7 protein-coding genes and 2 tRNA genes are annotated in these 12,751 nt (G+C 33.2%); all 9 read right to left on the reverse strand.

Annotated elements, in window-relative coordinates; genetic code table 11:
• Nucleotides 1-309: 309 nt before the first annotated feature.
• The 9 genes from iadA to PKK00_13235 all read right to left on the reverse strand — a co-directional run bounded on the left by iadA (nucleotide 310) and on the right by PKK00_13235 (nucleotide 12,636).
• Nucleotides 310-1,473 carry a beta-aspartyl-peptidase gene (iadA, locus tag PKK00_13195; protein HNW99358.1) on the reverse strand — a complete coding sequence of 388 codons (1,164 nt, stop codon included), beginning with the start codon at nucleotides 1,471-1,473 and terminating at the stop codon, nucleotides 310-312.
• Nucleotides 1,474-1,773: 300 nt separating this feature from the next.
• The gene (locus PKK00_13200; protein HNW99359.1) at nucleotides 1,774-3,672 is read right to left on the reverse strand and encodes an acetate--CoA ligase family protein; all 1,899 of its coding nucleotides are present in this window, start codon (nucleotides 3,670-3,672) and stop codon (nucleotides 1,774-1,776) included.
• Between the two features lie 100 nt (nucleotides 3,673-3,772).
• The gene (locus PKK00_13205) at nucleotides 3,773-4,642 is read right to left on the reverse strand and encodes a cyanophycinase (GenBank protein HNW99360.1); all 870 of its coding nucleotides are present in this window, start codon (nucleotides 4,640-4,642) and stop codon (nucleotides 3,773-3,775) included.
• Nucleotides 4,643-5,043: 401 nt separating this feature from the next.
• Complete coding sequence (gene cphA / locus PKK00_13210; protein HNW99361.1) at nucleotides 5,044-7,698, reverse strand: cyanophycin synthetase; 2,655 nt, start codon at nucleotides 7,696-7,698, stop codon at nucleotides 5,044-5,046.
• A gap of 67 nt (nucleotides 7,699-7,765) precedes the next feature.
• Complete coding sequence (locus PKK00_13215; GenBank protein ID HNW99362.1) at nucleotides 7,766-10,465, reverse strand: hypothetical protein; 2,700 nt, start codon at nucleotides 10,463-10,465, stop codon at nucleotides 7,766-7,768.
• Nucleotides 10,466-10,554: 89 nt separating this feature from the next.
• Nucleotides 10,555-11,022, reverse strand: a complete 468-nt coding sequence (locus tag PKK00_13220) for a sugar transferase (protein ID HNW99363.1) — start codon at nucleotides 11,020-11,022, stop codon at nucleotides 10,555-10,557.
• Nucleotides 11,023-11,635: 613 nt separating this feature from the next.
• Nucleotides 11,636-12,343 (reverse strand): polysaccharide biosynthesis/export family protein, encoded by a 708-nt coding sequence (locus tag PKK00_13225; protein ID HNW99364.1) that lies wholly within the window; start codon nucleotides 12,341-12,343, stop codon nucleotides 11,636-11,638.
• A gap of 16 nt (nucleotides 12,344-12,359) precedes the next feature.
• Nucleotides 12,360-12,443: transfer RNA gene (locus PKK00_13230), tRNA-Leu, on the reverse strand.
• 106 nt (nucleotides 12,444-12,549) lie between these two features.
• A tRNA-Leu gene (locus PKK00_13235) sits at nucleotides 12,550-12,636 on the reverse strand.
• Nucleotides 12,637-12,751 lie beyond the last annotated feature (115 nt).

A 12,751-nucleotide genomic window follows, 5' to 3' on the forward strand; every position in this document is an offset into this window, starting at 1 on the left:
ATGTGTGCATTTTATCAACTATGGACAGTTAATATTTATAATGCGTTTGCCCTGTAGGTGTATATACTTAGAATATAATGATAAATATAAAATTTAGATAATATAGATTTTTTAAATGAAAATTATAACTAATACGAAAGTTAATTATTTATCGATAAAACAATTATTTATTTCTTTTAATTATTAATCATATAAAATTCTTGAACGTGGTTACAGCTCAATATTTTTCAAAACTTATTTTAATAAAATTGTTAAATTATAGTTAAAATAAAAATGCCCTATTTTCTTAGGGCATTTTATAATTTTTTTTTATTTTTCGTAACTGCCTTTTTTTAGGATCTTTCGTTCTTTCATCATGAATTGCCCCATTGCAATCACTGAATAAATTTCATTACCATTCAAAAGAATAAGATCAGCATCATTGCCTTCAACTATGTGTCCTTTGCTTTTTAATTTCAAAATATCAGCCGGATTGGAAGTAATTACTTTTAAGGCTTTATCTAAATCAAGCCCTTCATTATTTACCATGTCCATCAATTCGCGGAAATTAGCGCAGGGTAAGCCAGTTTCAAGTTTTATAAGATTTCCTTTTTCATCAAAACCAGGAAGAGAGCCGCACGCATCACTTGTAAATGTTATGTTTTCCAAAGGTACGCCTGCATTTATAAGTTCTAATACTGCTTTTGAAGGCTTTACTTCATATTCAGGAAAATAAGGATAAGAGCTTGTCGTGATATCTACATAGCCTCCTTTTTTCCCATATTCTTTTGCGTCTTCCAGGGTATAGTCATTGCGGTTGCAATGTGTGGGATAAAATTGTGTAAGCTTTAACATGCATTTTTCCGTAACATCATATAAGGGTTGAAAGGGGTTGTATGCATCGCCAAGATGAATATTCACAATTCCGGCTTTACCTCCAAGCATCCCGCCAACTCTTGCGTGTTCGGTGAGTTTCATTAGTTCATCTGTATTAGGGCATGATGAGCGATGGTCAGAGATTGCGATCTCTCCAACTCCAATTATTTCTTCGATCAATGCTATATCTTTTCCTACATCGCCTGTGATAGTGGGAGTAGGGACCTGATAGGCGCCGGTATATATCCAGCAAGAAACACCTTCGGCTCTTAGGCTTTTTGCTTTCATTAAAACCGATTCCACAGACCTTGTAATTCCGTCAGTTCCCAAACATCCTATTACCGTAGTGATTCCGGCTTCGATCAATTGACTAAGTTGCAATTCAGGTGTACGGGTTGAAGGACCACCTTCGCCACCGGCACCGGCAATATGTACATGACCGTCAATGAACCCGGGAACCAGTTTCAATCCGTCACAATTTATATTTTGTAGCCATTTGCTGTCGGGAAGCTGTATATCGTCATCAATTGAAATAATTTTTGAACCGGATATTAAAACGTCTTTTCTTCCTAGAAATTCAGGAGCGTAGACTTCGCATTTTTTTAATAGAATCATCATGTTTTTTGTTTTTGTTAAATAATGAAACTAAGATATAAAATAAAATTATTGAGCTGTTAAAAATATTTGCCATTTAAAGAAAACAATGAATCATGTTAATGATAAAGATACCTTCATTTTTTATGCATGACAATCGATGGAATGATCAACTAGTGTTAAGCTAATTTTGAAATGACGGTCATCCTGAGTAAATCGAAGGATGAACCGCTTACAGAATGTTCACATTTCGATAAACTCAATATGACATTCTGTGAAATACAAGACTTAACTTAACACTATCTGCATAATTCATAAAATAATTTATTCGTATTTATAAATCAAATCTTTTAGTAAAGGCTTAATAGCATCGAGTACCAGGTTTTCTTTATCAATATCGTTATAAAATGCAATGCTTGATTTTACTTCATCATTGATTTTTATTTCCAGCTGGTGGTCTGTAATTTCTATTAAAACCGTGTTTGGAAGCAAAAGGTTTTTTAATGATGCTTCAGCATAATTAGGGTTATCAAGGATTACAATGTCGGCACCTTCATGGAAGAAACCATAATCGTAAATATTATGTTTATCGTGATTGAAAATTGCAAATTCAGTTTCTGGGAAACGAAGAATTATTTTTACATTCTGATCATGCTGTTCATTTTTATAAAAATAATTTCCGTTGAAGAAAACTCCTTCAGGAACAAGGCTTGCAAAACAAATATCGGGTTTGTGAATTTTCAATAACTGAAAAATAGTATCGGCAAATTCCTTTGAAATGTTATTTCCTGCGATGATAGGTATTCTTGAGTTTTCCGGTCTTGTGAAATGAGAGGTCATTACAAGGCCGGGAACATCAATAGAGCCGCCTATTGCAGGAGCAAGGTGCATGAAAACTCCCGGTCCTGCATTTATTTCAATGATTCCGAAATTGCCATCGGTCCATGGTTTTGATATATCCTGTGCTAAAACATCAATACCCAAACATTTTACTTTGAAAAATTTTGCAATGGATTCAACCATTTCAATATTTTTAGGATGAATATTTTCGGTAACATTTATTGATACACCACCTGCAGAAATATTGGCAACACGGCGCAGAAATATTCTTTCCCCTTTTTTAGGAACAGATGATAATGACAGTCCCTGCAATGAAAGATAATCTTTAAGATCGTCATCAATTTTTATTTTGCATAAAGGAGAACGAGCATTATCAAGGCGGACTTCTTTTGCATTGTCAACATTGATGAGTTGCTGTATGTCATTTTTTCCGTCGCCATCAACATATGCAGGCACACGCTGCAGGGCAGCAGCAAATTTTCCTTCCACTGCCAACAAACGGTGATCGGTTCCGTAAATTTGTTGTTGCACAATGATTCCGTCAAATTTATCTCCACTGGCTTCAGCAGCAGCGATAATGAGGTTGAATGCTTTTCTAACGGCTTCTTCCGATTCAATGTTAGTTGTAACACCTTGTCCTTTGTGTCCGGCAACTGGTTTTACAACAACAGGAAAACCTAATTGCAATGCTTCTTTAACTGCTTCTTCAACACTGAAACAATTTCTGCCGATAGGAGTAGGGAAGCCACACATGATAAGAAAATCGCCAACCATATCTTTATACATAGTGAATTCGGTATCTTTTATTCCATCGGTGTGGAAAGTAGTAGAACGTCCGCGTAATTGTTTTTTCCCATATCCCCATTGAAATTGATTTTCTTCATATAAAAAGAAAACCGGGATATTCCTTTTTAATCCAGCTTCAACAAGAGAATAGATAGTTGGTCCACCAAGTATGGTTTTATCAAAAGAGGATTGTAATTTCACAAACTCATCGTGGAAATTAAATTCAAGGTTTTCATTCATTGCTTTGAACCATCCGCTGATAAGAAGGATAGCATCTTCGGTAATTGCTTCATCTAAAAATTCAGTGGCGACAACATAATCCTCGCCATCTTCGCTAATTGAGTATTCGTTGATGAAAAGGTCGATGTCCATTTTTAAAACCTGGATAAGAGTAGCAGCAAAAAGATCAATGACTGTGGAAGGATTTCTTTTTTCAATATTTGGGAATTCTTTGTAAACAGTGTTTTTGTAATAACTTACTTCGGGTCCATCAGGTTCAAGAAAAATATTAAATACCAAAGCTTTTTTATTCAGGTAGTAATTAGGTCCGTTATAGACATAGAATTTCCGTACATCGAAATCGTTAAAATTTTCCATTGATATAATTTTTAGAGAGTGATTTTTTTAAAAAGCGTGCAAAGTTAATACTTTTTAAACCTTTTTAAAAATGATAAGAGCAAAAGATTTTAACAAGCGCTTAGCTGTATAGCCTTACTTTTTCAGGCTTATTATTGCTAAAATTATTAGTAGGAAGAACTTTCCAATCATTTAAATCGAAAAAGCTTCCGCTTTGTAGAAATCCAATACGTATGTCATTAATCACGATAGGATCGTTTTCTTTTATTTCGTCAAAGTTCGAATAGCTGACATTTTCGGTATTAACAACAGTAACCATTTCAGCACCTACGACTTCAAATGTATTATCAGGCGAAATAATAATGGAAGTATTTTCACCTATACCTATTCCTTTTGTACTTTGTCCTGATGTAAGGAATTGCGTGAGTCTTCCTAATCTTCCTCTGCTTACGAAGTGTGTATCGATAGTAATATTTTTTATAAATCCAAAACCTTTGAAATGCCTGATGGTACCTTTCTGAAGTCCATTATAGTCACCATCAAATAAAATAGGGTCGCAGGCGGCAGCAGCGCCAGCACTTGTTCCGGCAATAGTTGCACCCCTTAGATTTTTACTTACTATTTTTTGAAAAAGTTGTGTGTCGATCAAAGTGCTAACTAGTTTAAACTGGTCGCCACCGGTAAAGAAAATAAGATCGGCCTGTTCTATTTTTTCCAGGTATTCCGGCTTATCGGTTTCGGAGCGTTCGCGAATGTCGAAAATAAAATTGTTCTCTACACCAAGGTCGCGGAATGCATAAAAATAATCTTCAGCAAGACCAGCTGGATAATTTGATGCAGTAGGAATAATAACAGCAGTTTTAGCATTATTGATTCCAATAACCCGCTTTAATATTTGCTTATCGTTTTTTTTATCTTCAGCTCCACCAATTAAAACAATATGTCCTTTTTGTGGAGAACTGGTGTTATTTGGGTATTCTATAAAATGCATAGGTTCCTTTTTTTTTATTTTTTTAAACCAACCCATCTGCCAAAAAGATAATTATTTATACTGGATCTTGACGAATTTGCAAAGTTAAAGTCGTTTAGATTCAGTAATACCTGCCTGACGGCAAGGCAGGCTGAGCGAATGATTTTGCATTATTTTGCAAATTCATTCAGCCGAGGTATAATAATGGTTCTTAAAAGCATTACACAAATGTAATTTGTTGAAACATGAATAAAACTTTTTTTATAGTTAAATACTAACATATTTTAGTTAATAAACTATTTTCATTCTATAGATTTTTGTTGACAATCGGTAATAATCACATTAATATTGAAATAAAAAAAATAATTTTCCCATTCATATTTTCAAGCACAGCAATAACAAGCATGAAATAAACAGAAAAATTATTTATTCATCGAGGAAAAGTTTTTTATTTCCTTATAAGTTGTAAAAGGAGTTGAGGAAAGAATGACAACAATAGTGTTTTCATTACCTTTGTTTAATCCTGATAGCAATGCTTCCTGTGGTGAAGCGGAAATGTGAATTTTATCTTCAGGGAAATTATTTTGCAGCGCACCTTTTTTTAATAATGAAGAAATTTGACCGTCTTCACGTCCTCGTTTATCAGGGTCTTCATACAAAATCAAATCATTGTATGTTTCGGAAGCAAGAATGCCCAATTTCATAATCTCTTCATCGCTGCGATTACCGGCAGCGCTAATAACGCCAATTTTATTTTCACGGAAATAACTTAAAAATTCTTTAATACCTTTAAAGTTATCGTAGTTATGGGCATTGTCGAGTAATACTTTAAAATTATTTACATCAATAAAATTCAGCCTTCCGGGGATGGTGTCAAAAGAAGGAATGAATTCGCATAAATATTGTTTTATTTTTTCATTAGCAATACCATGTGCTGCAAGAGTAGCAACAGTTGCTAATATCTGGTCATAAGTTAATCTTGCTTTTTCGTTGAATGTAAGAGGAATTTCATGTAACGCGGCAATTGGATATGTTATTGAATTTTTTGAAATAAAAATTATCCCATCAGAAATATATACAGCCATTTCTCCTTTTAATACATGTGCAAGCAGTTCTTTGTTATCGTTATACTTTGAAAATAAAATGCTTTTACTAAACAGACGGTTGCGCATTTCAAGAACAAGAGAGCTGTCGGCATTTAAAATGGTGTAACCCGTTTCATATACTTCTTCTGCAACAACTGATTTGGCATAAGCTAAGTCTTCAACGTATTTTATATCATCAGCGCCAACATGATCGTCGTACATGTTCAGCACAATTCCAAAATCAGCAAATTTATATCCCAGTCCTTTTCTTAATATTCCTTCGCGCGAAGTTTCAAGAATGGCACAATCAATAGTTGGATCTTTAAGTACAAGTTTCACATGTTCGGGATATGTCATATCTCCTTTCATCAGGCATTTTTCACCAATATATAAACCATCGGAAGTGGTCATGCCTATTGTATAACCTTCGCGTTTGAGACAGTAATTCAATAGTGTTACCATTATTGTTTTTCCTGCTGTTCCGGTTACTGAAAAAACAGGGACTCTTGTTTTTGCTTTTTCAGGAAAAAGGATATCAATAAGATTTGACGCTACATTGCGAGGTGTACCGGATGTAGGGTTCATATGCATACGAAAGTCGGGAGCGGCATTCACTTCAATGATCACGCCTTCGTTTTCATTGATAGGTGATGAAATATCTTTTGTGATGAAATCAACACCGGCAACATTCAGCCCTATAACCTGTGCTGCGCGTTCTGCAAGAAAAATATTAAATGGGTGGACGATGTCAGTAACATCTTTTGCCGAGCCGCCCAATCTCATGTTTCCAGATATTTTTAGAAATAATTGTTCTCCCTGCGGAAGAATGGTTTCATGATTATATCCTTTTTCTGCTATCAAATTTTCTGTAATTTCATCAAGTACAACTATTGAAAGTTTACCTTTATCACCGGTCTGTCTTTCAGGATTAGCATTCATTTCAGCAATAAGCTTTTTAATAGTCGTTGTTCCATTACCAATAATAAAAGGTGGTGTAAGTTCGGAAGCAGCAATAAACTTATTGCCGATAACCAATAGTCTGTATGATTTTCCTTCAATGAAGGGTTGTATTAAAACATTTTTATCTAATTGCTGTGCACTTTGGAAAGCAGAAATTATTTTATTTTTATTGGTTAAGTTTACTGCGAGGTTTTTTCCTAAGTAGCCTTCGCAAGGTTTTATCACTACAGGTTTTTGAAGCCTTTCAAAAAATAAAACAGCATCATCGGTTTTATCTGTGCGGATGGTTTCAGGAACCGGGATCCCTGCATCCGAAAGCATGAGGTTTGTGAGATATTTATTATCGGCGGTTTCAACAGCTATCAGGTTAGTATCTGATGTAATGGTAGCACGCACACGTTTATGATATTTTCCTGTTCCAAGTTGAACAAGATTATATGCATCTAATCGTAGTGTTGGAATTTTTCTTATCTCTGCTTCGTTCACTATGGCTTGTGTGCTGGGACCAAGTAGTCTTTTTTCACGTATATCAATTAATGCATCTACTATTGGCTGAACATTGAATTCTTTTCCGGTGAGTAATGAATTGATGAGATTTACTGCCGCTTTGCCTGCATATACACCGGCCACTTCATCAACATAACGGAAAATAATATTATATACTCCTTCTTCAAGTGTGCTGCGGGTTTTCCCATATCCCACATCCATTCCAGCCATGATTTGCAGTTCAATAGAAACATGTTCGATAACATGACCTAGTAATGTTCCTTCATTTACTCTTAATAGAAATCCGCCTTCCTGCCCAACAGAACAATGATGTTTGATTAATGAGGGCAATTTTTTTTCAAGGTTTCCGGGAAAGTTAGGAATAAGGTTTGTGAATACTTCATTATATTCACCCAGGTTGATTCTGAATTTAACAATAGGACCTGCACTGAAATAGTTTGCCCCATGCATTACTAAAACATTCTGCACTTTTAGTGGCCCGTCTTCAATGGAATAATCTAGATATTCTTCGATGGTATTTTTCATGCAAGTTACTTTATGAAAAATTTTAGTTTCTTAAACAATATTAATAAATCAGTATTTCAAAAGCAAATTATTTTTTCTTTTTGTATTCTTTCCAGCACAAGATGTATGTTTTCCGGAATGTGAGAAACCATTTATTATTGGATGTATATTTTTTAATCAGTTCTGCCGGCTTTTGATTTGGATTGCTGTAATAATCCGTTTTACTAAGCATCCTGGCTAACTGCTCCTGGCAAAGAAATACAGTACTATCGCTGAAATTCCGGTTCGCTAAAATATTTAATAATGAAAATGTTTTTTCTGAATTATTTTTTCCTGAAAAATATTTTGCAGCATTAAGAATGTATGATTCGTTTTGCGAAATAATGTACTTTTCAAAAGGAATATGTGATAAGCCATATTGTTCCATATTTAATGATGCAGCTAACTTTTCGGCTTCGTAATATTTGTCAATGGCAAAGTTATATAATTTCAACCGGACTGCAGAATCGGATTGATTGCGCAGTTTCTGATATTTTGCAGCTTCCTGATATTTTGTAATACCTGATTTGGCATCGGTATCGGATATTTTACATCTTGAATTTGATTGAGTGACAGCAATAGCTTTTTGATAATAATCATAAGCTTCAGCATAATTATTCAACGAAATTTTTTGCTTTGCTGTTGTACATGATTCATTATATTTTTCATTAGCCTGTTTGCAATATAAAGCAGATATTTTTGTTTCCAGATCAGCAAATGAAAGATTAATGATTGAATCATTTTCCAGGTTATACATTTTCATCATCACCTTTACCGTGTCGGCCATTTCCTTTGCTTTACCGGGTTCATTCCCCCAGGTATGCATATTGCCTTTTTGAATAAAATTGCTGATATAAGGTTTTGCCGAAGCGTGCAGCAATGAGTCGAGCAGGGTATCCGGTTTTACGATATAATTTCTTTCGATGTCTTTGGCCATGCCAAAACTATGTAAAGCGCTAATTCCGTTTTGTAATTTCAAATAAGAGATTCCATCAGAAATATATTTCATGTAATATTTTTCTTTAAGTTGTCCGGTAAGCGAATCAGCGGCAATTGCAGAAGGAATATCGGCAGGGTTTTCTTGTTGATATTTTTTTGCCAGAACAATAGTTTCTTCAGCTTTTACAGGGTCGTTGTATTTTATGTAATCTTTAGCTTTTTTTATAAACGATTTGTATATTCCCTGTTTGGTAACAGTCATAACAGCCTTGTATTTATTATCGCAAGCATTGTTTTTGTATTTGTAACAAAGATTAGAAATGTCTTGCAAGATAACATAAGCGCTATCGTAAAGTGATTTTGAATTCAGTGATATGCTGTGTGTAGTAAGTCCTGTTATTAACTGCGAAAGAAGATTATCGGCTTCTGATGATGAAATTATATCGGATGAATTCGTGTCCTGAAAATCTTTTGCATTGGTAATATATATTTCGGCTATATCAAGATTGTCGGTATCAACAGCTTTTTTTGAAACGATAAGAAATGATTTGTAAATTCCGTACTTTGCTTTAGCTATGCTTTTCTGAAGGCTTTCAGGACAATTGATGACTTTTATATTTGAACAAAAGTTTTTTGCATCATTTAGTATATTAAGTGCAGCATGATAATCTTCAGCAAGAATAGATGACTCTCCTCTGGCGATAAAGCGTTTATCAAGACTGTCGGCAAGTTTAATGACCTGTTTAAGGATTTCCTGATTAGGATTCAGCCTGGTGGTGATATTAATTAAATTTTTACCTGATTCAGTCAGCTCATTTTTTAAGTAGAGAATCCGTGCCATTAAAAGAAATGCAGGTGAGTAATACGGATTTGCAATAGCGCTTTTTTTTAAATAATTTAAAGCATTTGTTGTATCGTTTTTAGATAAGCATTCGATAGCTTTATTATAATTAACCACATCGAGAGTCGACAGCATTTCATTTATTTTGCTTCGCAGGGTTTTTACCTTAACATTCAATGTGCTGAATTTATTAATAAAATCAATAGGGTCGTGGGAGTATAACCCGAGTTTTGCAATAAAATCTTTATTATAAATTTCCGTCATTGTTTTCTCAATCTCTTTCAGCTTTATATCGTAAACTTTAACAAGGTCGATGTAAGTGAGATTGATTTCCGATAATTTTTCTTTTGCTGCTGATATTGAAAATTCAGAGTTGTAATAATCTTTTATCAGTTGAGTTTTTATCTTGAAATGGTAAAGGTCAGAGTCGTTGTAAGTAAAATTTATTTTTTCAATTTTTATTTGAGGGATTTCAAAAGGGATTGAATCAATATATACTTGTGAAATTATAAAAGTTTTGTTAGTACTGTTCTTTATACACTCTGTTGAATTTTTAAAAGGTTTCAATATTCCTTTTTCATTAGCGGAATATTCTATTTCAATTTTACCTGGAAGAAGGACGTCAGATATATCAAAAGTTTTGTAGAGTATATCGCCAGTGGGTTTTTCGGGAACAATCTGAAAAGAAATTTTATAATTTTTAATTTCTTTTTTGTTTGATTTAGGAATATTCGTTATTGATAATTTATCAATGTATGTAAATGAAACTTGTGTATATTCTAAAATTTTTGGGATGCTTTTGGAAATTTCTTCAATGATATAATTGGTGTTTTTATTAGAATTTGTTGAAGTTTCTGAATACTTAAAAGTACATGTGTATTCTTTTGTTTCTTTATAAACAGTATCAGTTTGACAAAAACAGAAGTTAATTGCAGCAAGGCAGAGTAGAAGGCTGGTTATAAATTTCATAAGTAATTAAAGCAACATCAACATTCAATATGTGGCAAAAATATATAAAATTTATGGTATAGAAATTTATTCAGGTAAAATGAAATCGTCTATTTACTGCGGGCTCTTTTAAAAATAATATTATAAAATGCATGAAAGAAGTATTTGCAATCTGTAGTCAAAGGATGTTTATCGTATTGTCTAAGGTATTCTTTTTCTGAAGCAATTATTTCATCAAGCGTTTTAGGCATGTCTTTGTAAAAAGGAGGAATTAACCCGGGCTTATATTGGATGCGTATTTTTCTGAATTCTTCCGGGTATAATGAGAAGTATTGGTTGCTTAAAGGTCTTACTCCAAATAGTTTTAAATCTCCCTTTAGAATATTATAAATCATAGGTAATTCATCAATCCATAATTTTCGCATTATTTTTCCTAATGTTGTAACACGGAAATCGTTTTTGAATTTTCCGCCTTCATCAAGTTTATTTTCTTCATAAATATATTCCTGAATGTATTCAGAATAAGGATGCATAGTGCGGAATTTATATACCCTGATTACTTTCCCGTTTTTCCCAATCCTTCTTATTTTTATAAGAGGTCCATATGTAGGATAAAAATCGAAGAAAGGTTCTTTCGTTTTTTTTACAACGAAATAGTATAGGTTGTCAATAGTTTCTTCATTAATTATTTTAAACCCGCATGAATAAAGTCTTCCTAAAATTTCAGGACGGGATAAGACCCTGTTTCGCCCATTGGTTAACCAAAAATATATTTTTTTTGTAAAATATATTTTTGGAAAAACTCTTTTAAAAATAAAATCAATAAATGAATTTTAAACAGTCTCTAAAACTTTAAAAAATTCAGCCTTAAAATCAAAGGGATTTTCTTGCTCGTTTTCGGGTAATGAAATTTCTTCAAAATGGGTCTCTTTCATTTCAGAGTTTTATTTGAAATATAAAAATTATTTACTAAGAAAGTTTAAAATCAGAATCAAAGTAGTAATTGATGAAAGTACTGTTGCAAATGGGAAAGGGTTAGTGCCGAAGAATTTCGAACGGTTAGGCTTTACATCAGGGCAAACGCATCTAAATTTTAGCTTCTACAACCATTGAAAACACTGAAATCATTTTTAAAAATTTAATCAAAAATTAAAAATATTTGAATTATGTATTTTTATAAACAGTTGAACTTCATAGTATTTGTATTAATTTAGATGCGTTTGCCCTGGGCTTTACATATATTACATCATTCGGTAATAAATAAAAATATTCTGATTGCAATAAGTTTTTATCGGTAATATCAATAGGAATTACTTTTTCGGGATTATTCTGCCTTATTAAGGAAATTTGCTTTCTGTTGCCATTCATTGTTAAATCGCCTGCAAGACCTATGGCTTCAAGAATATTTAATTGAGTATTGTATACCTTGAAAGTGCCGGGTTTATTCACTTCACCCAAAATAGTAATATTAAAATTCAGCAATTTAACAATAACCAAAGAATTTTTTAAATAGTAATCTACTTTTTCTTGAATAACCTTTTGACTTTCTTCAATAGTTAATCCTTTTACATTTATTTTTCCTATCATTGGCAATTCTACAAAGCCTGAATCATTTACACTAAAACTGTTTAGATATGCACCTAATTCTGTTGAATATGCATTTGTTTGTGTGTTTGCATTTAATGATAGAGATGATTCTTCATCAATAGGTACTGTTTTAATATATAAAACATCTTTAGGTTTTATTTTGTATACAAATGAAATATTCTTATCTGAAACTGTTCCTGAATTGTTTCCTTTATCCTGTAAATAAATATAATTTTTCTGAGGAGTACAGGAAAAAAATGATGGAATAAGAATAAAAAAAACGAAACAGATTTTAAGTGTTTTTATAGCCATAGATATAAAAATATTGTGCCCGAAACAGGACTCGAACCTGCACATCCTTACGAATACTAGTCCCTGAAACTAGCGCGTCTACCAATTCCGCCATCCGGGCAATAATAAATATGTCAAATTGATGATGTTGAATATTAAATATAATAGTAGTTATTTTAATACATTTAACATTTTATATCGACATCTGCAATTTGACATCAGGATAATGGTGCCCAGGACAAGACTCGAACTTGCACAGCCTTGCGACCGCCAGCCCCTCAAGCTGGTGTGTCTACCAATTCCACCACCTGGGCAAAATATAAATAAATGAACGTTAATGTACAGGTGTGTCTACCTCCCGATAACTATCGGGACCACCACCTGGGCAAAATATAAATAAATGAACGTTAATGTACAGGTGTGTCTACC

This window comes from Bacteroidales bacterium, from assembly GCA_035353855.1.
Taxonomy (GTDB): Bacteria; Bacteroidota; Bacteroidia; order Bacteroidales; family CG2-30-32-10; genus DAOQAK01.